19 protein-coding genes, 1 rRNA gene and 1 other annotated feature (1 of these 21 running past the window's edge) are annotated in these 21,648 nt (G+C 40.8%); of the genes, 3 read left to right on the forward strand and 17 right to left on the reverse strand.

Annotated features, from left to right (window positions below):
• Positions 1-1,212: a sequence feature (mutual gap in cmsearch alignment for this rRNA model is longer than 100), on the reverse strand (it extends 3,114 nt beyond the left edge of the window).
• 229 nt (positions 1,213-1,441) lie between these two features.
• The 14 genes from A5878_RS09235 to A5878_RS09300 form a co-directional block, all read right to left on the reverse strand.
• Positions 1,442-3,001: ribosomal RNA gene (locus A5878_RS09235) — 16S ribosomal RNA — on the reverse strand.
• 541 nt (positions 3,002-3,542) lie between these two features.
• A complete protein-coding gene (locus tag A5878_RS09240) occupies positions 3,543-3,728 on the reverse strand; it encodes a hypothetical protein (protein WP_005230211.1) in 186 nt (61 codons plus the stop codon).
• A 139-nt stretch (positions 3,729-3,867) separates the two neighbouring features.
• On the reverse strand, positions 3,868-4,389 hold the full coding sequence (locus A5878_RS09245; protein WP_086295459.1) for a GNAT family N-acetyltransferase: 522 nt from the start codon (positions 4,387-4,389) through the stop codon (positions 3,868-3,870).
• A 62-nt stretch (positions 4,390-4,451) separates the two neighbouring features.
• On the reverse strand, positions 4,452-5,390 hold the full coding sequence (locus tag A5878_RS09250) for a dihydroorotate oxidase (RefSeq protein WP_081117251.1): 939 nt from the start codon (positions 5,388-5,390) through the stop codon (positions 4,452-4,454).
• A 209-nt stretch (positions 5,391-5,599) separates the two neighbouring features.
• Positions 5,600-6,640 (reverse strand): galactitol-1-phosphate 5-dehydrogenase, encoded by a 1,041-nt coding sequence (locus A5878_RS09255; RefSeq protein WP_081117252.1) that lies wholly within the window; start codon positions 6,638-6,640, stop codon positions 5,600-5,602.
• 17 nt (positions 6,641-6,657) lie between these two features.
• Positions 6,658-7,317 (reverse strand): class II aldolase/adducin family protein, encoded by a 660-nt coding sequence (locus tag A5878_RS09260; protein WP_081117253.1) that lies wholly within the window; start codon positions 7,315-7,317, stop codon positions 6,658-6,660.
• Entirely contained in the window at positions 7,283-9,052 is a 1,770-nt protein-coding gene (locus tag A5878_RS09265) for a PTS sugar transporter subunit IIA (protein WP_256925803.1), read from the reverse strand. Before A5878_RS09265 ends, A5878_RS09260 begins: the two co-directional genes overlap by 35 nt.
• A 164-nt stretch (positions 9,053-9,216) precedes the next feature.
• Positions 9,217-9,657, reverse strand: coding sequence for a PTS sugar transporter subunit IIA (locus tag A5878_RS09270; protein WP_081117255.1), 441 nt, complete (start codon positions 9,655-9,657; stop codon positions 9,217-9,219).
• A 62-nt stretch (positions 9,658-9,719) separates the two neighbouring features.
• Positions 9,720-10,976 (reverse strand): PTS transporter subunit IIC, encoded by a 1,257-nt coding sequence (locus tag A5878_RS09275; protein ID WP_081117256.1) that lies wholly within the window; start codon positions 10,974-10,976, stop codon positions 9,720-9,722.
• A 2-nt stretch (positions 10,977-10,978) separates the two neighbouring features.
• A complete protein-coding gene (locus tag A5878_RS09280; RefSeq protein WP_015509814.1) occupies positions 10,979-11,281 on the reverse strand; it encodes a PTS sugar transporter subunit IIB in 303 nt (100 codons plus the stop codon).
• A gap of 24 nt (positions 11,282-11,305) precedes the next feature.
• Complete coding sequence (locus tag A5878_RS09285; protein ID WP_167823177.1) at positions 11,306-12,379, reverse strand: alcohol dehydrogenase catalytic domain-containing protein; 1,074 nt, start codon at positions 12,377-12,379, stop codon at positions 11,306-11,308.
• A 540-nt stretch (positions 12,380-12,919) separates the two neighbouring features.
• Positions 12,920-13,237, reverse strand: coding sequence for a DUF2500 domain-containing protein (locus tag A5878_RS09290; RefSeq protein WP_081117258.1), 318 nt, complete (start codon positions 13,235-13,237; stop codon positions 12,920-12,922).
• A 756-nt stretch (positions 13,238-13,993) separates the two neighbouring features.
• Positions 13,994-14,323 (reverse strand): metal-sulfur cluster assembly factor, encoded by a 330-nt coding sequence (locus A5878_RS09295; RefSeq protein WP_005231940.1) that lies wholly within the window; start codon positions 14,321-14,323, stop codon positions 13,994-13,996.
• Between the two features lie 74 nt (positions 14,324-14,397).
• Positions 14,398-15,333: a YitT family protein gene (locus A5878_RS09300; RefSeq protein ID WP_005230189.1), complete on the reverse strand. Its 936-nt coding sequence runs from the start codon at positions 15,331-15,333 to the stop codon at positions 14,398-14,400.
• A 153-nt stretch (positions 15,334-15,486) separates the two neighbouring features.
• Between A5878_RS09300 and A5878_RS09305 the strand changes: the two genes are divergently transcribed.
• Positions 15,487-15,978, forward strand: a complete 492-nt coding sequence (locus tag A5878_RS09305; protein WP_005230187.1) for a YajQ family cyclic di-GMP-binding protein — start codon at positions 15,487-15,489, stop codon at positions 15,976-15,978.
• Between the two features lie 91 nt (positions 15,979-16,069).
• On the opposite strand, the gene A5878_RS09310 is transcribed toward A5878_RS09305, so the two are convergent.
• The 3 genes from A5878_RS09310 to A5878_RS09320 form a co-directional block, all read right to left on the reverse strand.
• On the reverse strand, positions 16,070-18,568 hold the full coding sequence (locus A5878_RS09310) for an ATP-dependent DNA helicase (RefSeq protein WP_086295463.1): 2,499 nt from the start codon (positions 18,566-18,568) through the stop codon (positions 16,070-16,072).
• A 257-nt stretch (positions 18,569-18,825) separates the two neighbouring features.
• Entirely contained in the window at positions 18,826-19,362 is a 537-nt protein-coding gene (locus tag A5878_RS09315) for a hypothetical protein (protein ID WP_081116929.1), read from the reverse strand.
• Between the two features lie 280 nt (positions 19,363-19,642).
• Complete coding sequence (locus tag A5878_RS09320; protein WP_205905123.1) at positions 19,643-20,056, reverse strand: N-acetyltransferase; 414 nt, start codon at positions 20,054-20,056, stop codon at positions 19,643-19,645.
• Positions 20,057-20,154: 98 nt separating this feature from the next.
• On the opposite strand from A5878_RS09320, the gene A5878_RS09325 reads away from it, so the two are divergent.
• A complete protein-coding gene (locus tag A5878_RS09325) occupies positions 20,155-20,775 on the forward strand; it encodes an MBL fold metallo-hydrolase (RefSeq protein ID WP_005230178.1) in 621 nt (206 codons plus the stop codon).
• Between the two features lie 33 nt (positions 20,776-20,808).
• Positions 20,809-21,513 (forward strand): histidine phosphatase family protein, encoded by a 705-nt coding sequence (locus tag A5878_RS09330; protein ID WP_005230175.1) that lies wholly within the window; start codon positions 20,809-20,811, stop codon positions 21,511-21,513.
• Positions 21,514-21,648: the final 135 nt, after the last annotated feature.

Below are 21,648 nucleotides of genomic sequence, written 5' to 3' on the forward strand. Positions count from 1 at the left end.
ATGGTGCACTCCACAGCTTCGGTAAACTATTTAGCCCCGGTACATTTTCGGCGCAGGGTCACTCGACTAGTGAGCTATTACGCACTCTTTAAATGGTGGCTGCTTCTAAGCCAACATCCTAGTTGTCTGTGCAACCCCACATCCTTTTCCACTTAATAGTTATTTGGGGACCTTAGCTGGTGGTCTGGGCTGTTTCCCTTTCGACTATGGATCTTATCACTCACAGTCTGACTCCCGGATATGAATGAATGGCATTCGGAGTTTATCTGAATTCGGTAACCCGAGATGGGCCCCTAGTCCAAACAGTGCTCTACCTCCATCATTCTCAATTCCGAGGCTAGCCCTAAAGCTATTTCGGAGAGAACCAGCTATCTCCAAGTTCGTTTGGAATTTCTCCGCTACCCACACCTCATCCCCGCACTTTTCAACGTACGTGGGTTCGGTCCTCCAGTGCGTTTTACCGCACCTTCAACCTGGACATGGGTAGATCACATGGTTTCGGGTCTACGACAACATACTCATTCGCCCTATTCAGACTCGCTTTCGCTGCGGCTCCGTCTCTTCAACTTAACCTCGCATGCTATCGTAACTCGCCGGTTCATTCTACAAAAGGCACGCTATCACCCATTAACGGGCTCTAACTTGTTGTAGGCACACGGTTTCAGGATCTATTTCACTCCCCTTCCGGGGTGCTTTTCACCTTTCCCTCACGGTACTGGTTCACTATCGGTCACTAGGGAGTATTTAGCCTTGGGAGATGGTCCTCCCGGATTCCGACGGAATTCCTCGTGTTCCGCCGTACTCAGGATCCTCCTAGGTGTTATCCAAATTTCGCCTACGGGGTTTTTACCCTCTTTGACATACTTTTCCAAGTATTTCGACTATCTGAATAGACTACCATATCGGAGTCCTACAACCCCAACAAGCAAGCTTGTTGGTTTGGGCTTTTCCCGTTTCGCTCGCCGCTACTCAGGGAATCGAATTTTCTTTCTCTTCCTGCAGGTACTTAGATGTTTCAGTTCTCTGCGTCTACCTCGACTGCGCTATGTATTCACGCAGACGTAACATCCTATAAAAGATGCTGGGTTCCCCCATTCGGAAATCTCTGGATCATAGCTTACTTACAGCTCCCCAAAGCATATCGGTGTTAGTCCCGTCCTTCATCGGCTCCTAGTGCCAAGGCATCCACCGTGCGCCCTTATTCACTTAACCTTTGACCTTACGGTCGGTTTTGAGTACTTCTTCTAGCGATAGAAGGTTGCTCAAGAAAATAAGCGTTGAACTTATTAAAAAACTCTTTTAACATTTCAACTCGGTGTGTGTTACTTGTTTTGATTATTTCTTCGATATCCAGTTTTCAATGAACAAGTTTTGTTTGAGAGTAAACCTCTCAAAACTGAACAAAGGCAAACGATGTGTAGTCTTCCGAAATATTCCTTAGAAAGGAGGTGATCCAGCCGCACCTTCCGATACGGCTACCTTGTTACGACTTCACCCCAATCATCTATCCCACCTTAGGCGGCTGGCTCCAAAAAGGTTACCTCACCGACTTCGGGTGTTACAAACTCTCGTGGTGTGACGGGCGGTGTGTACAAGGCCCGGGAACGTATTCACCGCGGCGTGCTGATCCGCGATTACTAGCGATTCCGGCTTCATGTAGGCGAGTTGCAGCCTACAATCCGAACTGAGAGAAGCTTTAAGAGATTAGCTTAGCCTCGCGACTTCGCAACTCGTTGTACTTCCCATTGTAGCACGTGTGTAGCCCAGGTCATAAGGGGCATGATGATTTGACGTCATCCCCACCTTCCTCCGGTTTGTCACCGGCAGTCTCGCTAGAGTGCCCAACTAAATGATGGCAACTAACAATAAGGGTTGCGCTCGTTGCGGGACTTAACCCAACATCTCACGACACGAGCTGACGACAACCATGCACCACCTGTCACTTTGCCCCCGAAGGGGAAGCTCTATCTCTAGAGTGGTCAAAGGATGTCAAGACCTGGTAAGGTTCTTCGCGTTGCTTCGAATTAAACCACATGCTCCACCGCTTGTGCGGGCCCCCGTCAATTCCTTTGAGTTTCAACCTTGCGGTCGTACTCCCCAGGCGGAGTGCTTAATGCGTTTGCTGCAGCACTGAAGGGCGGAAACCCTCCAACACTTAGCACTCATCGTTTACGGCGTGGACTACCAGGGTATCTAATCCTGTTCGCTCCCCACGCTTTCGAGCCTCAGCGTCAGTTACAGACCAGAGAGCCGCCTTCGCCACTGGTGTTCCTCCATATATCTACGCATTTCACCGCTACACATGGAATTCCACTCTCCTCTTCTGCACTCAAGTCTCCCAGTTTCCAATGACCCTCCCCGGTTGAGCCGGGGGCTTTCACATCAGACTTAAGAAACCGCCTGCGCTCGCTTTACGCCCAATAAATCCGGACAACGCTTGCCACCTACGTATTACCGCGGCTGCTGGCACGTAGTTAGCCGTGGCTTTCTGGTTAGATACCGTCAAGGGATGAACATTTTACTCTCATCCTTGTTCTTCTCTAACAACAGAGTTTTACGATCCGAAAACCTTCTTCACTCACGCGGCGTTGCTCGGTCAGACTTTCGTCCATTGCCGAAGATTCCCTACTGCTGCCTCCCGTAGGAGTCTGGGCCGTGTCTCAGTCCCAGTGTGGCCGATCACCCTCTCAGGTCGGCTATGCATCGTTGCCTTGGTGAGCCGTTACCTCACCAACTAGCTAATGCACCGCGGGTCCATCCATCAGTGACGCAAAAGCGCCTTTCAACTTTCTTCCATGCGGAAAATAGTGTTATACGGTATTAGCACCTGTTTCCAAGTGTTATCCCCTTCTGATGGGCAGGTTACCCACGTGTTACTCACCCGTTCGCCACTCTTTTCCTTTCGGTGGAGCAAGCTCCGATGAAAGGAAAAGCGTTCGACTTGCATGTATTAGGCACGCCGCCAGCGTTCGTCCTGAGCCAGGATCAAACTCTCATAATGATTTGTTTGAATGACCATACGGTCATTAAGCTCATAAAAATTAACTTTGCTAGCTATTGCTTGCATGTATTTGTTTCAATAAATTGAAACGTCCTACACATTGGTTCGTTTGCTTGCTTTGTTCAGTTTTCAAAGGTCTACCGTGCTGTGTTAGCAACTTTTATATCATATCAGAGCGACGTTTGTTTGTCAACTCTTTTTCAAAAGTTTTTTTTCACTCGTTGTTTTTCAACTTCGTAGCGGCTGTCTCAGCGACTTAATTAGAATAACAAATGATTTGTTATTTGTCAACAACTTTTTTCAATTAATTTTGTTGATGTATCAACATTGATTAACTGTTTTATTATTGCGACTTCGTTATAATATCATCTGTTTTATTTTTGGTCAAGTCTTTTTTTGAAGTTTTTTCAACTGTTGTTTTGACCCGCTGGCTCAATTGCCAACGTTGAATACTTTATCATTCTATGAATGAAAGAGCAAGCTTTTTTCTGAAATTTTTCCAATTAATAAAAACAAAGAAAAAAACTACCCAAAAGGTAGTTTAATCAATATCGATCGTACGGAAACGGATTTGATTTTGATCGTCTCGTTTTAAGGTTGTTTCTTCTTTCAAATAAGAGAATTTTTTCTCATCGATCGCTGGATTTTCAAGCATTTCTTCATAACCTGCAAAAATATCATGGATGTATTTTTTATAAGCTTTTTTCTTTTTGATTCTTTTCTTCATTTGGCACCGTCCTTTACGTGCTTATCTTAGCAAGCCGAAAGGATTCTGACAACCATTATCCACATTTTCATACCAAAAATTCACTTTGACACAACTTTTCCATTCTTTCAGCCAATTGACAAGAATTGAAAAAGAATGTTTAGTTTGTGATCAAACGTTTTTGAAAAGCCAATCGCTCTCCATTCGGAAAAGGAAATGTTACCTCTCCTTTATATTGATAGCCAGCTGCTTGGATATTCTTTTGCATCCCAATATTGGCTTTATACGTATCGATACGCAAATCAACGATTCCTCGCTCTAATGCAACCACTTCAAGAGCTTGCAGCAATTTGGCACTTAACTTTTGCCCTTTAAAATGAGAACTGACAACGACGCGATGAATGGATAGATACAGACCGTTTCCATCCCACCCTGCGCCGGTAATTGCGTTGTAGACAGGATCATCACCAGAAACCAGTGCCGCAGACGCTGCGATTTTCCCATCTTTCACTAACACATAGCTTTCGCCTTTTGCAATATCTTCTTTGATTTGAGTTTCTTTTGGGCCATAGCCATTTTGCCATTGTGGTGATCCTTGAGCTTTTAAAAAAGCAATTCCTTCCTCAATCAGCGCCATTAACTCCGTTAAATCGTCCTCAGTTGTTTTACGAAATTTCTCCATTTAACCCCACCTTTCTTCTATAAAAAGAAACAGATGATGATAGAAAGTCGTTAATAGTCGTTTTAATCAATCGTTTTTAGTTTGCCTTGAAATTCACTGATTGATTGATATCCTTTTTCTTTCATGATCGTTTCTAATTCTTTCGTCAATCGTTCAAAGATCGCCGGCCCTTCTTTTTGCAACTCTGTGCCGATCTGCAACATAGAGGCACCACACAACAAATGCTCATACGCATCTTGCCCATTACGAATTCCACCAGTACCAATAATTTTGATTTCTGGCTTGAGACGTGTATAGAAAGCCCGCACATTGGCTAATGCCGTTGGTTTCACATATTCGCCTCCGAGACCACCAAAACCATCTTTTGGTTTGATGACTACCGAGTCAGTAGCAGGATCGATGAATAAAGCATTCCCAATACTATTGATTGAATTGATGTAGGTTAACGGATACTTGTTTAATATCTTAGCCATCTCATCAAAGTGAGCCAAATCAAAGTATGGCGGCAATTTGACACCTAAAGGTTTTGTGAAAAAACCAAAGACTGTTTCAAGAATTTGATCGGTCAAAGGAAAATCATAGGCAACTTGTGGTTTTCCTGGCACGTTTGGACAAGAAAGATTCAACTCAGTGATTCCTTCGAAATCACTTTCTTGGATTTTCTTTAATAACTCAATGTTTTCAGCCACGCTCATACCAGCGACAGAGAAAAAGAAAGGCGCTTGCTGGGTCATTTCCTGCTGTTTTTTTATGGCATAGTCTAAGTAGTAGTCCACCCCTAGATTTGGTAATCCCATCGAATTGATGCTTCCTAACGGTAAATCGGTATAACGTGGTTCTGGATTTCCGGCACGTGCTTCTAGCGTTGCACTTTTCGTGACAAATGATCCAGCTGCTGATGCCGCTAATTCATCTAATTCCTCGATCGTCATACAATGGACCCCTGAGGCGTTCATAAACGGATTTTCGTATGTATATTTCCCAAAATTCGTAGCTAACATTGATTCATTCCTCCAATCTTTTCAACTAGTTTACCGTTTCATTTCTGAAAATGCAACGGTGTCTTTGAGTGGGACAGGTTTTAGAAGGAGCAACCTCTTTAATCACTGTAGCAAATCAAAAAACCATATCCATACAGCTTATTAAAGCTTGCTGAATAAATATTGTTTTTGAAAACAATCTGTTTGTTCTGTAATCAAATGTTGGTTTTTTAGAGCATGATCATGATTTTATTAAAGCTTTCACTTCTATTTACCGCTAAATCAAATGCTCTTTGAAGATCCTCTAACGGAAAGCGATGGGAAATCATATGACTGACACTTAAGCGTCCACTTTCTAAAAAGGTGATCGAATCAAACCATTCTTTGCCTGGGAAAGGTGCAGAATAGCTATTCCAAAAACCCTTAATGGTTAATTCACTGCGAAAGATTTTTTCAAATGCCCGTTGCTTAATCAAAACATCAGAATAAGCGATCCCTTGAAATCCAATTTTCCCGCCTTTTTTTGTCACTAAGAGACATTGTTCTTCAGTTATTTTAGTACCTGCACATTCTATTGCAATATCCACGCCTAAACCATCCGTTATCCGAGAAATCTCTTTTTCAAGGTCTTGAACACTAGGATCGATCGTATCGGTGACACCTAAATCTAATGCTTGTTCCAGTTTCTCTGATTGAATATCAATGCCAATGATCGTTTTCACACCCGCAATTTTTAACCATTGGATCGTCAGCAACCCAATCGTTCCTAACCCAAAAACGGCAACGACATCGCCCACTCTAGGTTCGATTCCATAAACACCATGCGCTGAGACAGCAAGAGGCTCAATCATGGACGCTTCTTCAAACGTCAACTTAGTTCCTATTTTCACGATATTGCTCGCTGGCACGGAGACGTATTCAGCAAATCCTCCAAACCGTTGCGAGCCCATCATGATATAGTCCGTGCATAATTGATACTTCCCGATAGCACAATATGCACAGTTATGACAAGGAATAAATGGGACAACAGCAACTCGATCGTCTTTTTTTAAATGATGAACAGAACGACCAACTTTTACAATAGTCCCAGCCATCTCGTGCCCCATGATCATAGGTAACTGGTATTTCCAACCTTTACTCATTTTGTGGATATCTGACCCACAGATTCCTGAAGCTTCAACTTTTACAATCACTTCATTCTGATGGCATTGTGGAACATCCATTTCTCGAATCTCAAATTCATTCAGTCCAATTAAGAAACCAGCCCTCATCTACTCTCCTCCAATCTTCATTCATGGGATTCATAGGTAACGTTTGTTTTATCAGTATAATATTCATAGCCCTGCTGGAGAAGCGCTTGCGAATGTAAATGCACATAAGCATTTGTTTCTAGTCTCTCCAGATAATCATTTGCAAAAGCCAAATTAGTGGCTCCAACAATTACCCCATGTTCTCGCAGTAACATTCCATATGGTAGTCTTTCTTTATTTGTCGCCATGTTTTGAGAGTAGTCACCAACAAAGTTTGCTAACTTTTCAGTTGTTGCAGGTGCATAATCCAAACAACGGATCGCATCCGGTCCGAAACGAAGGTTTTCACAGACGATGGGCATATCAGTCCCTATACAACTGTAAACCATCAAATTTAATGGATGAGCATGAATCACTGCTTTTATCCGTGGATCTGAGTGATAAAAACTCATATGCATATTGATTTCCCTGGTCAAGCGACCAGTACCTTCGATGAGGGATAGTTTCTTATCTACCAAAAGAATTTGCGCTGCCTCTAATTCCCAAAGATACTGAACAGATGCCAAAGTAGGCGTCATCAAGAAATGATCTTCTGAAACTTTTATAGAGATATTGCCACCAGCAGCATCCGTTAGCTTCCTGTCAAATAAAGATTTGGCGATCTTACATATGAATTTCCGTTCTTCTAAATAATCCATCGGCTTCCTCCTGTCTAAAACGTAAATATTTTTCAATTAATCCATATTTCCCAAGAAACATTATATCTTCAACAATTTCTAAGTATTCTTCACTTCTTACAAGAGCGACGAAGAAAACATAAGTCACTTGAAAATAATCCTCAGATCCGTAAGAGATTTTTTGTTTATTCGTCAAAAGGCTAATCGTGCTACGGTGGACATTTCCCCGATTGTTCGCATGAGCTAAAGCAACACCTTCACTTATTACGATATAAGGTCCATTTTGTTTCACGTTTTCAACGACTTCTTCTACATAGCTCTGCTCGATACACTCATTTTGTGTCAATACTTCCCCTGCTAAGCGTAAAGAACGCTCCCAAGAACATTTTTGGTCGATTCTGATAACATGCGAATTTAACAAGTAATCATGCAATCTCCTTTGTGGTTGTTGGACAAATTGAACAAATTTTTCTTCAGTCTCTTCTTCATTAATCGTAAACAAACGGTCAACCATCTTTACTATTTTTTGGATATCTTCTTGGGTCACAAAAGGTGTTATTCTTAAAACATCCTCTTCCAAAAAAGGCAAAGAATCAGCAGTTAAGATTAAACGACTGGCTTTTTGACGGAAGCACATCTTACGATAAGTACCAAATGTTAGCACATTCATAATTTTGAACTGCTTGTATCGACTAATTTTCATAGCAATCATTTTCGCTATCGATAAATTTTCACACACGATCCAGATATCGATTTTGCTCATCTTATATTCTTGTCGGGTTAAGGCAGTTGCGATATGAATAGCGATCGTAGTAATAAATGATTCATTGAAGGATCGGGACAGGTAGTTTTCAATGACACCACTATTAGCCCTTACAGCTACGATAATATCCATAAACTGATGCCGCAAAAGACCGATATTTTCAATATCCAAAATAATGTTCTCTTCTTCAATAATTTGTAAGTGATTGTATAGATCAGAAATTAAGTCAAATTCGTACTTTAGAGTCGTCCCTAAATCTTCATCAATTTTATTCAGAAAATAGATGACCAAATTATACAATTCAGCATCCTTCGCATTTTTTCGCTTTTTCAAATGACAATATTCTGCTATTGCCTGTTTGTCTTCGAAAGAGATCGTTCGATCAAATCTTTTTTCAATTTGATCGATGAGTATGCTCAGGTTTTCCGACATAACGACAAATTTGGGAGATTCACCTTGTTCTTTGCGAGGCATATTGATAACGATAAAAATATAGACGAAAAGATCAAACTGCTGATACTTTTCTGCATACTTTAACTCGTTAAAAATGAATCCCAAAAAGTCTAAATACTCCATTGACCCGTCAAATGTCCGAAGGATTTGCATTCCGACATAATTGATGTATCCTTTTGCGTCTATATTTTCTAAAAACAATGTAAACAAATACTCTCTTTTCTCCGATTGATTCATCTTAAGGATAACCCCTTCACCCCTAAGCGTTTCGATATATTTACTCATGATCACTTCTTGTTTTTTCAACGTATTGATATCGCGGATGATTGTTAATCGACTGACGTAAAACAAATCAGCAAAATGATCCATCGTAAGAACATCTTCTGTTATCAATAAATTGATCAGAAGTAATGTGCGTCTTTCATCAGGATTCAAGGAATAGTCGTAAGGGGACAATTCTAAAACAAGCTGATAAGCTTCTGACAAATCTAGTTCATCAGGAACCCGTAAGTATCCGCTTTCAATTTTCACTTGCGGCATATCGTGAGTATTTAGAAACGAGTTCAAGACTTTGATTTCACTCGTGAATTTCTTTGGCGAGAGATTCAAGTTCTTATAAAGTTGCTCCAATCTAATTTTCGTTATTTTGTTATATAGTAGGAGATAGATGATTTCAGCAGTAATTTTCCTCACAGCACTCCTCCTTAATGAATAGACAAATTCTCTCTTAGAAAATCAACAAGGTTTTCAGGTTCACACTTGCTTAATTGAACAATAAAATTTTGAGACTGGATGCTTAAAATTAATTTTTGAAGAAAATCAATATAGGTATGCTCATCTTTTAGTGCCATGCAAAATACATGTTCGACTGCTAAGTCGTCTACTTGAGTATCCATCTGTTTAAAAGTCACAGGCTTTTTTAGTCTTGCATAACAAACAGAAGATTCTTTCACAGAGGGATCAAAGGTATGCGGAATCGCAACTGGCGGGTCAACTGGCAAACCAGTAGGAAAATGATGTTCGCGTTCGATACAAGACTCAATAAAACTATTCCCGACGATCCCTTCGTTAAGCAGCTCAAGTCCGCATTGTTTAATCACTTCTATATTTGAGCGCTCATTCAATTCGATTGCTTTAAATTTCATACACTATTTCTCTCCCACTAAGCCATTTATTTTATCAATAATTCGTTTATTCATTCGGTCAATTACCCAACGATTCGATGAAATAAGCTGATTATAATATTTGCTAAATTGTAGCCCCAGAAACTATCTGTCACAACACCTTCCACAGGCACACCGGTCGCATTCATCATTTCGGTTGCTTCAGGTGCAAAGGTGTTTGTTCCAATTAGAACGATAACTAAGAAGAAAAAGCCAGTGACGAGTGTTCGAAAAAGATTGCCATTTGATGCTAATGCTAGCAGTGGAATCATATATACGATTACTGTTAAAACACCTACTGGAAAATAATGCATACCAGGGATAATAAATGCTAAGAATATTGCTATCGGAATCAGAATCACTGTCGTTGTGATCGCTGTCGGATCTCCAAGACCAAGAGCAATGTCCATTCCGATATATAATTTTTTCCCTTCGCCAATATGTTTCTTCATAAATTCTTTGGCAGCTTCTCCGATAGCAGTCAAGCCTTCCATCATAACAGAGACCATTTTGGGTATCAGTACTAGCACCGCCGAAACTCCACCCCCCATAGAAATCGCTACCGTAAATTCTTGGCGTGTCAATACGCCTAGAAAAGTTCCCACCAACAAACCGATAACTGCTGGATCTCCAAAAAAACCAATTTTACTTTCCACTTTTTCCAAACTGATATCGATTTTGTTAAGACCAGGAATCAGATCGATCAGTTTATTTACTAATAGTCCAAAAGGATAAGCGAATGTAATAAATGAAAATGTCGTACAAGTCGTGCCTTCCAGTCCGTAATACGCCTCCCATCTAGGAGCAAACCACTGAGCCACGAATAAAGTGACAATTGATAAGCCAACCGTAACAGTCAAACCTAGCCAAAAACTATCAAACAAGGCATACGCTAATGCTCCAGGAATCAAAAAATGAATATAGTTCCAAATGTCGACATTCATGACCGTTGTCCATTTCAAAAGAATAAACAATACATTCAACCCCACGATCATCAAAATAGCAATCGCTGCAAAAGGTACTGACCACGAAGCCGCTCCAACAGCAGCCCAGCCAACATCCATCGTGGTATATCCTGATCCCATTTCCTGATAATAATCGATGGCTGGTTGCAAGGAAGTACCAAGGAGTCCTACAACAAGTCCCAACCCTTGAAAGCCGATGCCGACTAAAAGCCCTGTTTTTAGCGCTTTGCCAATTTTCATCCTAAAGACACAGCTCAAAATAAAAATGACAACGGGTAGCATAACCGATGCCCCCATATCCATGATGTTCTGAATAACTGATAATACAGCTTCCATTTTTATCCCCCTTTAATAATTCGATGGCACTCTTCAACGATTTTCTGCGCGGTCTGCTCTTCGTTGATTCCAGAGATCAAACTGAAAACAGGAAGAATCGGTACTTTTACTGGCTTGACATATCGAGTAGTCACCAAGATTAAATCCACCGTTTCTGCTTTTGAGGGAATTTGACTAATATTCCCTTTGGTGATGGAAGCCTGAATGTTGCTCTGAGCCAAGATTTGTTTGACTTTCTCTTGAACAACTGTGGACGTGGCGATCCCACTACCACAGGCAATATAGATCTCAATTTTTTTATTCATTTTCTTTCTCCTCCTTTCCTTACTCTATTTTTGAGATTTCAATATAGAATGAATTTTATACTCTTCTTCTGGTAGTAAAACGACTTTTAACGCCTTCCCTTCTCTTGTCAATTCGATGGCCTGATTGATGTCAGTTAAAGGCAACACATGAGAAATAATTTTTTCAGCAGGAAACTGATCTGATAAGGATAAATGGAAAGCTTTTTCGACTTGAATACTATTTGCACCATAATGACCATAAATCCAGAGATTGTTATAATGAACTGCATTCGTATCTATAGGCGTTAGTTGATTCTTTGCTACACCACCAAAAAAGACGACAGTCCCACATTTTCTAGCCATAAAAATACTTTGTTGCTGTGCTTCTATTGATGGATTGGCTGAAATCACTTTATGTGCGCCATGTCCATTCGTATACTCTTTCACCTTTTCAACAGGATTTTCTTTTGAAGAATCGATCCTATGATCTACATCAAACGCTTCCATAAGAGCTAGTCTGTCAGCATTTTTATCAATCACGATCACCTTGCTTGCTCCACGAATCCTTGCTAGAATCGCTAAAAAGACCCCAATAGGACCTGCACCAATAATGACGACCGAATCACCTAACGAAACCTGAATATTCTCCATGCATGCATAAGTGGAGGATAAGGGTTCAGCTAATGTTGCCGCGATAGGCTCTCGTCCTTCTGGCACTTCAAAAATCGCTCCTCGTTCTACTCTTGTAGCACTATATGCTATATACTCTGCAAAACCGCCTTGAAGATCGGTGTAACTTTCAGCTTCCGTACAACAATCGTGCTTCCCATTACGACAATTTTCGCAACGTAGGCAATGAGCCATAGGGTATACATAAACCATCTGCCCTCTTTGATACTTCGTCACATTTTCATCAATTTCGACGATCTCACCAACGATTTCGTGTCCATAAATATGAGGGTAGCGCCCCGCTTTTGAATCAGTCAGCAAATTGCGAATATCAGATCCGCACAGACCAACTGCCTTAACCTTCAATAGAAAACCTCCTTCTGGACAGCAGGGTCGCTCTACTTGTTCATAGCGAATATCTCCTGGTCCATACATCAACGCAGCCTTCATTTTTTTCACAAACGTTCAACTCCATTCATTCTTTCTTATTTTACATGTTCATTGTAAGGTGCGTCGGATGTACCTCACAAGTAACACTTTTAGTATTTCAAGTTCCATATTTGTTACTTGAAAGAGAAAATGTTTGTGAAAAACCAAGAACGATTTTTCCTTTTTGCAATTATTTCTGAAGTCACGTAAAAAACAAAAAACCTCGTAACAATGAGTCACGAGGTTTTGGTGAAGCAATCTATTCTATTTATGAGTATTTAAAAACTATCTGTAGCTCATCACTTCCGCCAATAAAACGGATGGGTAAACTAAATTAAGCCATTCGTCGCAGGAAATTTCCTTCGGTTTTGGTTTTATTTATGCGACCTCATAAGTAGAAATTCTCAAGTGTTACTCGATAATACTTGCGTTTTCCATCGAAAGCGTACAATTCAAATCATTTCAAATGATAAGACACTTGAATAGGAGTTTTTTAATTGACTGTTCAACTTTTTTTTAAATTGAAAACGAATAAACACATACTATATACATACAAATTTTTTACCTATCAAGTGAATTAAACCTTTTTCTTTGATACCTCAACACTCCATTATCTCCGATGACGTATAATTTGTATTTTCCATACCCTACTTTAAATTCTAATCTTTCGCCACTTGCGATTTCAAATAAAAGATAATAGGTAATGGATTGATTCGTAAAGCCGTTTGCAGCAATATTCGTGCTACTAGTCATTCGTTTGTCTACTAGCGTGGCAAGTACTGCCACTTCTGGCGTAGATTGATCCTTTAAGAATTCGACAATATGATATAAGATAACTGCGACGAAAATAAAAGCAAATAAAGTAAATAGAAAATCCACAAAACACACTCCTTTTTGTTTTTATGATCAAGGGAATCAACCAAATCATTTTTACAACTTAACTATAATTATACATTAATACAATTAATTAATCTCGAATCTCTATTAAAAATATGTAACTCGCTAAATGATTGACCGAAACTGTAGTTTGGCTATCGTTTTCCTATATGTATGGTTGCATAGAACACATTTGTATATTTGTTAACCAAGAGTCAGTTGATAGGATGAAATCACATGACCTTTGAAAAAGCATTCCTAGAATCATCCTTCTTCATTCTACATTGACTCCTTAAGGAAAATTCATCGTATCCCAAAATCTCTGACTAAATTCAGTAACTTTTATTTAGACATGTTTTCTGGGATGCACCTTAAGGTTATCAATGTGGATGAATAAGAATTTAATCTATGCTCTCTTTTTGTCAAAGTGATCGAAGGTTTATAGAAAGTATTACTATTTCGGCAAAGTTAAATACTAACTCACTTTGAGTTGTTATATGAATGGAAAATACGTTGAGCTTTCAAGTTTTAAAATATATGATTTTCTTTAATGCTTTTAGTAAAAAAGCATAACTTTTTCACCAAGTAACTGTTTATTTAAGAAAGTATTCTATAAAAAAACTCTTCTACCAACTTTTTCAAAGTTAATAAAAGAGTTCTGTGTTTATATCCTCATTTTGCCAACTGTCCGACACCTAAGAAAACAGCTTGTTCCATCTAGTTAACAAATATGAAACAACTTTCTATGATTGAAAATCCTTAACGAATCCCCAAAGCAATCCTTGCATAACGACTCATTTTATCGGTCGTCCAAGCGGGATACCAGACTAATTTCACCTCTGGATTTTTGACTTCTGGAATATCGCTTAGTGCTTCGTGTATCGATTCAGTCAATACGTCGGCTAAGGGACAGCCCATTGTTGTTAAGGTCATTTTGATTACGGTATTGCCTGTTTCTGCATCAAATTCGACTTCATAAACTAAGCCTAGATTCACTATATCAATCCCCAACTCAGGGTCAATCACGGTTTCCAAGGCAGCCAAGACACGCTCTTTGATTGCTTCTGCTTCTACTTCAGTATATGCCACGGTTGAAGACCTCCTTTAATTCTTGTTTCAAATAATACCTTCTTTTGCAAGATTTGTAAATGGACGATCCTTGATTATGGACGGCTTTTCTTGTGTATTTTCAGTTCTGGGAAGACCCCTGTCGTTTTAAAGGTCCGTTGTTCATCATCTGTCGCAAAACGGCCTGTAATCGATTGGGTCGGCACAAAATTAATAAACGCATTGCCGTCAGCTTCTAAAACGGCTTGTTCTAAATCGTAGATCTCGTAGCGCGTCACGACCATCATGATCATATTGCCAGGTACGCCTGAATACCCTCCGACTGAGGGGAACAAAGTCATGCCGCGAAACACATGCTTAGAAATATTTTTCCCAACAGCTTCCGCATTGGTCGTAATAATCATTGCCGTTACCTTTTGATGACTTGTGTGCAGCATGTCCACAACGTAGCTCATCGCGAAAATCGAAATGATCGTGTACAAGGCACTTTCCCAAGAAAAGACGAAACCTGAGACCATGACAATGATGCCGTTTAAAATAAACATATATTTACCGACCGTTTTTCCAGTCGTTTTTGATAATATCAACGAAAGGATATCCATTCCGCCGGTGGTAAAACCCATTTTCAGTGAAAACGCAACGCCGACGCCCAACAGTACGCCACCTAGCAAAGCGTTAACCAAAATATTGTCAGTGATCGCTCCTTGCGGAAGAATCATCGTTAAGACGGAAACGACAACGACATTGATAAAGCTCAATAGTGTCGATGATTTCCCGAGTTTGATGAACCCGAGAACAAAGATAGGCAAGTTTAAGAGGAAAATAAACAGCCCTGTACTAAGGTGAACGCCAAAATGCTCCAAGGCAAGTGCCACGATCAATTGGGCGACCCCGTTCATCCCAGCAGAAAGAACGTTTGCGGGAATCAAAAAGAAATTTAAAGCAATGGCTGCAGTGATACCTGACAGCAAAATAACCCCTATTTTTTTCAATCGTTCTGATTGTTCGTGCTTCGTTAATAACTTACTCACAATGATCTAGCTCCTTCACTAAAAATCTCCTTCCAAAGAATAGCAGTTTGTGTGAAAAAATGAAACAATTATTTGCAAAAATTTACTTTTCATTCCCGCATCGTTCGCCTCCATGTTAAAATCATAGGTAAGAGATGAGAGGAGTGATTGATTTTGGCAAAAGAAGCAAGTTTTGATGTCGTATCTGAGATCAACACAGAAGAAGTGAAAAACGCCATTCAACAGGCGGAAAAAGAATTGAAAAACCGATTTGATTTTAAAGGCTCCACAGTAGAAATCAAGATGACTGAGGGCAAACTGACGATCGTTGGAGATGACGAATTTAAGTTGGAGCAAATCAAAGATGTGCTCTTTGCGAAGCTGATCAAACGGAATGTACCAACGAAAAATATTCAATTTGGCGAAACGGAGCATGCCTTGGGGGCAAAAGCTCGTCAAACGGCAGAATTGATCAATGGCATCGATAAAGAAAACGCAAAAAAAATAACGACAGCGATCAAAAACGCCAAGCTAAAAGTTAAAACCCAAATTCAAGACAATCAAATTCGGGTAACAGGCAAAAGTCGTGACGATCTGCAAGAGGTGATCCAATTGTTGCGTAAACTGCCCCTGACGATCGATTTACAATTTACAAATTATCGCTAATCAAAAAAACTAGAACAGAGTCTAACGTGATGGTTAGGCAAAATCAGCTTTATCTACTGATTTTGCGCAACCGCTCTTGAAAGCTCTGCTTCTAGTTTTTTTCTTGCCAAAAATGAGTCAATGCCTTTGATAACTCTTGCGGCCGACGAATCTGCAAGGCATGCTGCCAATGTAGTGGGAAAAGTTCTTGGTAACGCGGTGTCCGAAAGCGCTGATCCAGCAATAACACCACGCCACGATCGCTGACATCCCGAATCACTCGACCGGCTGCTTGCAGGACTTTATTCATCCCTGGCAGCTGATAGGCATACGCAAAGCCAGCTGCCTTTTTCTCATCGTAATATTCCCGAATCAATTCTTGCTCGTGATTGATTTGCGGCAGTCCGACTCCTACCACTGCTGCACCGATCAAGCGATCGCCTTTTAGGTCGATCCCTTCAGAAAAAATTCCTCCAAGGACACAAAATGCCACCAATGTTTTTGGTTGACTCTTTGGTTCGTCTTGACTTTTATCCACCAAGGATGATTGTTGCGGGTCAAAAGATTGAAACTGCGCAAGAAACGCCTCGCGCTCTGCTTCGTTCATAGCAGTCCCCTGAATCAAGACCTCCACCTCTGGCGCCTGTTGAGAAAATGCTGCCGCCACATCATCCAAGTAACGATAAGATGGGAAAAAGACCATATAGTTTCCCGCTTTCGCTGCCGTCATTTGCTGGATCGCATCAACGATCGCAGGAATGCTGGCTTCACGTTGGCGATACGTCGTTTGAATATAGTCCGCAATAAAAATCCCCTGATTTTTCGGATCAAAAGGACTTGGCAAGCGATAGCGCAAAGCTTCATCGCCGCCACCTAATACTTCTTGATAATACGACAAAGGGGTAAAGCTCGCAGAAAACAACAGGCTGGCCTTGCCCTTATCTAACACGGATTCCAAAAACGGCGCTGGTTCGATGCAAAATTGCCGTAGTTTGATATCATAGCGGTCGATCTCCACCGTCGTTTCGTAGTGATCATCATAAAATTCACTGATCTTCAAATAATGGTTAGCTTCAAAATACACTTGCAGCACTTCTTCTTGCAATTCATGCTCAGGATTTGCCGGCAACCATTCCTTCATCAATTCAGCTAATTTGTATAGCTGATTGACCATTGTTTCATGGGGAGCTGCTTGATGGTGGTATGACCATCCTTCCTCTTTTGCTAATTGGGCTAAAGCCGCAAATTCTTTATCAACTCTGTTTAGTGCGCGTTTTAATTTCTGTTGATCCTTCGGCAGCTTCTTCTTTAATTCCTTAAATGGCTGTCGGGAGATCGTTGCAGAATACATTTCTTTCGAACGATTAACTAAGTTATGGGCTTCATCCACTAAAAAGAAATACTCTTCGTCTGGCTCTTCAAAAAATCTCCGTAAATAAACGGTTGGATCAAACAAATAATTATAATCACCAATAATGACATCGCAAAAGACACTGACATCCAGTGAAAGCTCAAAGGGACAAACCGTATGCTTCATTCCATAAGTCTCGATCACTTCTCGGGTTATTTGGTTTTCGTGATGCAACAGATCCCACAAAGCTTCGTTGATTCGATTGTAATAACCTTGTGCATAAGGACAATGCTCTGGCGTACAATTTCGTTCATCCAGAAAGCAAATTTTATCTTTGGCAGTGATCGTGACACTCTTGGTTTCACTACCGTTGTCTGCTAACTTGCTCAACGCATCTTCAGCCACTTGTCTGGTGATCGTCTTCGCCGTCAGATAAAAGACCCGATCTGCCCCTTCTTCCCCGAGAACTTTTAATGCGGGAAACAGCGTTGACATGGTTTTTCCAGTTCCCGTTGGCGCTTCCGCAAAAAGTCGCTTGCCATTTTTTAGTGTTTTATACGCCGCTGCTGCTAACTCTCGCTGCCCTTTGCGAAAGGTTTCAAAGGGAAAAGACAGCAGCTGCAAAGACGTATTGCGGACACGGCGCCAATTCTCTTGAAAAACTAACCATTTATGATATTCCTGAAGTAATTCTTCATAAAAAACAGCTAATTCTGACAACTGAAATGTTCTTCTCGTACGGGTGGTCAGCTTTTCAGTGGTTTGATAATAAGTCAATTGTACGGCGATCCGATCGATGGGTCTCCTCGGATCATTTTCTCCATCAGCAGTAGCTTCTGCTTCTGCTTCTGGTTTCTCTTGTTTTTCACTGTCATTAAGCGCTGCTTGTTCATTTTCTTGTAGTAAAAACAAATAAGCATAAACCATTCCCTGGGCAAAAAACAAATCGATTTGATCTTCAGGGATATCTTCGAAAGCTGGTTCTGAAGTTTTGATCTCATCGATCACCCAAGAATTAACAGCTGCATCAAAAAAGAGACCATCGGCACGTCCTTCGACAGTGATCGAATCTTTCTCAATTTGGCTTTCTCGTTTGAAAAAGACTTCTTTTTGATACGCATCCCCAGCCTCTTTTTGTAGTTGGCGATGGATACGGGCGCCTTCTTGTGCGGTATGATTACTGACTTTGCGGCTATCAATATCGCCTCTGCGCAAAATAAATTCTACGATTTTTCTAACCGCAACTTTTCCTTTATACACGTGTTCACCTTCTCGTTTGCCATTATAGCGGATAGATCACTTTTGGAAAAGCGAACAGAAACAGCTTTTCATCCTCTGCGGAGAGTATCCTATCCAAATAGGTTTGATCTCTAAAAAAACCACTTGCGGCAAAATGCCTTCTCATCAGGTAATCAACGCCATTTCCACTTCCAGAAAATGGGTTTGACGAAAGGTTACCAAAAAAACCTACTCTACTCACCTAAGCAAGTAAAGCAGGAATATTTTTTTAAGAAAATTTATTGATCGACCTGAATGTCATAGCTAACGCCATTTTGATCATAGGCCTTCTGATTATTAGGATCTAAGGTGAACTCAAAGGTTCGCCCATCTGCCATGATCGTCAAACGTTTTCCTTCGACGATGTATGAGGCATCTTGATAGGTGATCTCATAAATTTGATAAGGATCGTTGGACAACTGTACCTCTGAATGGGAAAAATGACGCTGAAAATCACTTTCGATTTGTCCTTCATACAAGGCAACATCACTAGCGCTGGCTGAACTATCTTCTAAGTCTGCCATCGGCAAATACTGCTTAACGATCGTCAACTCATTCTCATGGAAATCATAAACCCCTTGACTTTGCGGAAAGATGACACTCTCATCTTGGATCAACATCAAATCAAGGTCGCCATTTTCAACTGCTTTGGAGGCGGAAGTAACGGTTTCAGAAACTTCTTTCGAATCATCGATGGATAGCTCTTCCTCACCACAGCTCGCTAAAAGAAGCACAGCAAAGCATACAGTGAAAAAGAATTGGAGCGATTTTTTCATAAAAAACACCTTCTTACAAAAAGTTGATGTATACCAATCAAAACGAACACAAGGTCCTGAACACTTACTTTCCCCGAACTTAGTCACGACGAATGTTTCTGCTGCAGGAAAAAATTAGACCAGTTTCAAACGAAACACGCGCTTTCTTATTTTAATTAGTATAACAGCAGTTTTTTGCTAATGCGGTTTCTTAGAAAAATTTTCGAATTCCCACAATAATTCTGAGCTTTTCTCTCATCAAACTATTGGTTAGCCTTATCACCTGCCTGCCATAGGGTGGTCACAGCATCTTCACGAAATAAAGCCTATCCGTGCCAAGTACAGGTGTGTCAGAAAGCACAGCAAATTGTTCGAAGCCGACTGCTTGATAGAACTGTGGCGCTTGGTAGTCTTGGGTGGTAACTGTCACGGAACGACACCCCGCTTTTTTACCGTGATCGAAAAGTGCTTCCATCAATTGTTTCCCCACCCCTTGATTCTGATGGTTTGGATCAACTGCAAACAATTGAATATGAATCGTATTACCTGTCCGTTTCCCAATCAACCCACCAAGTTGATCGTGATTGTCAAAAAATGCAAATGAAAGCTGCTCTTGATCGGAAAAGGCACTCACTGCCTCTGTTTTTTTCGTTGAATAATTGAGCCATTGACAGATCGCCTGACGATTGTCTTCTGTGTTAATCGTTTCTATCATTAATTTTTCACTCCTAAAAACCTTTCTTTGTTTCCTCTTATACTTTAAGCTATACTTATAGTCAGACACAAGTATTTGTGATCCTAGGAGGTTTTAGCATGAAAATCATTGGTTTAGTGACAGGACCCGTTCAAGAAAATTGTTACCTTATTTGGAAAGAAGATTTTTTGTTGATTATTGATCCTGGAGCAGAAGCAGCGAGATTGATCGCTGAGATCGAAAAAACAGGCGCAAAACCAGCAGCGATTTTATTGACCCACACTCATTATGACCATATCGGCGCAGTTGACCATTTGCGGGATTATTATCAGATCCCCGTTTACGTTAGTCCACTTGAGCAAGAATGGTTAAGTGATCCTATGAAAAACCTTTCTGGTCGTCATCCTGAATTAGGAACCATCACCGCACGTCCAGCAGAATTCGAGCTAGAATTGAAAGAGTACGAGATAGCTGGCATGTCCTTTAAGGTTGTTGCAACCCCAGGTCATTCCATCGGCAGCGTCAGTTTTATTTTTGACAAGTTTGTCGTTTCTGGAGACGCCTTATTTAAAGGCAGCATCGGTCGGACCGATCTACCAACTGGCAACCTTGAGCAATTGCTGACCAGCATCCAAACGCAACTTTTTGTTTTACCGAATCAGATGGCCGTTTATCCTGGCCACGGGGAACCAACAACGATCGAGATTGAGAAACGGACCAATCCGTTTTTTAACGCATAAACGAATTACGAACCAAAGGAGGAATTACTACTTATGGCAAAAACGGAATTGTATGTCGTGCGTCACGGGAAAACCATGTTCAACACATTGCAGCGTGTGCAAGGCTGGTGCGACACCCCATTGACTCGTACTGGTGAACAAGGCATCCATTATTTAGGACTCGGGTTACGAGATGTGGATTTTGTGGAAGCAGTATCCAGTGACAGCGGCCGCGCGATCGAAACGATGCGTCTGATACTGGGTGAACATGTCAGAGGACCAGAGATCCCTTATCATATCGACAAACGGATTCGTGAATGGTGCTTTGGCTCACTTGAAGGTGCCTATGATGCAGAAATGTGGGGCGTTCTGCCACGGATTCTTGACTTTCCTGATTACGATGATATGATTGCCAATCATGTCTCGTTTGAGGCGATCGCCAATGCGATCTATCACGCAGATACAGCCAATTGGGCGGAAACCTTTGATGTGTTGACCGAACGTGTCAAAACAGGGTTTGAAGATATCGCCTACCGCGTTGAGAAAAAAGGCGGCGGCAATGCGCTAGTTGTGTCTCACGGCTTAACGATCGCTTTTCTTTTGCATCTGATCAATGATGAGAACAATGTTCGCATGGATATTGAAAATGGCTCGGTCACTCGACTGATCTACGAAGATGGCAGCTTTACGATTGCTGAAGTGGGCAATACCGATTACATCAAAAAAGGCTTAGCACTCTCTCAAGAACTTTTATCCTAAGAGAAACCTTTGGCAGTTGATCAATTTCTTTAAGAAAGGAGCAGTTTTTGTTTTAAAAACTGCCCTCTTTTTTTAGGAAAAAGATTGGTATTCGAATCAGGAAACGGTATACTAAGAGTTGTATTTTGTCATAGA

The sequence above is a fragment of the Enterococcus sp. 3G6_DIV0642 genome, assembly GCF_002140635.1.
Taxonomy (GTDB): domain Bacteria; phylum Bacillota; class Bacilli; order Lactobacillales; family Enterococcaceae; genus Enterococcus_D; species Enterococcus_D casseliflavus.

Excerpts from the sequence above, each read along its gene's own strand:
- A5878_RS09255 (WP_081117252.1), bottom strand. The coding sequence starts at position 6,640 with ATGAGGGCTGGTTTCTTAATTGGACTGAATGAATTTGAGATTCGAGAA.
- A5878_RS09240 (WP_005230211.1), bottom strand. The coding sequence starts at position 3,728 with ATGAAGAAAAGAATCAAAAAGAAAAAAGCTTATAAAAAATACATCCAT.
- A5878_RS09325 (WP_005230178.1), top strand. The coding sequence starts at position 20,155 with ATGAAAATCATTGGTTTAGTGACAGGACCCGTTCAAGAAAATTGTTAC.
- A5878_RS09320 (WP_205905123.1), bottom strand. The coding sequence starts at position 20,056 with ATGATAGAAACGATTAACACAGAAGACAATCGTCAGGCGATCTGTCAA.
- A5878_RS09315 (WP_081116929.1), bottom strand. The coding sequence starts at position 19,362 with ATGAAAAAATCGCTCCAATTCTTTTTCACTGTATGCTTTGCTGTGCTT.
- A5878_RS09245 (WP_086295459.1), bottom strand. The coding sequence starts at position 4,389 with ATGGAGAAATTTCGTAAAACAACTGAGGACGATTTAACGGAGTTAATG.
- A5878_RS09260 (WP_081117253.1), bottom strand. The coding sequence starts at position 7,317 with ATGGATTATTTAGAAGAACGGAAATTCATATGTAAGATCGCCAAATCT.
- A5878_RS09280 (WP_015509814.1), bottom strand. The coding sequence starts at position 11,281 with ATGAATAAAAAAATTGAGATCTATATTGCCTGTGGTAGTGGGATCGCC.
- A5878_RS09250 (WP_081117251.1), bottom strand. The coding sequence starts at position 5,390 with ATGTTAGCTACGAATTTTGGGAAATATACATACGAAAATCCGTTTATG.
- A5878_RS09330 (WP_005230175.1), top strand. The coding sequence starts at position 20,809 with ATGGCAAAAACGGAATTGTATGTCGTGCGTCACGGGAAAACCATGTTC.
- A5878_RS09285 (WP_167823177.1), bottom strand. The coding sequence starts at position 12,379 with ATGAAGGCTGCGTTGATGTATGGACCAGGAGATATTCGCTATGAACAA.
- A5878_RS09275 (WP_081117256.1), bottom strand. The coding sequence starts at position 10,976 with ATGGAAGCTGTATTATCAGTTATTCAGAACATCATGGATATGGGGGCA.
- A5878_RS09270 (WP_081117255.1), bottom strand. The coding sequence starts at position 9,657 with ATGAAATTTAAAGCAATCGAATTGAATGAGCGCTCAAATATAGAAGTG.
- A5878_RS09265 (WP_256925803.1), bottom strand. The coding sequence starts at position 9,052 with ATGCCGCAAGTGAAAATTGAAAGCGGATACTTACGGGTTCCTGATGAA.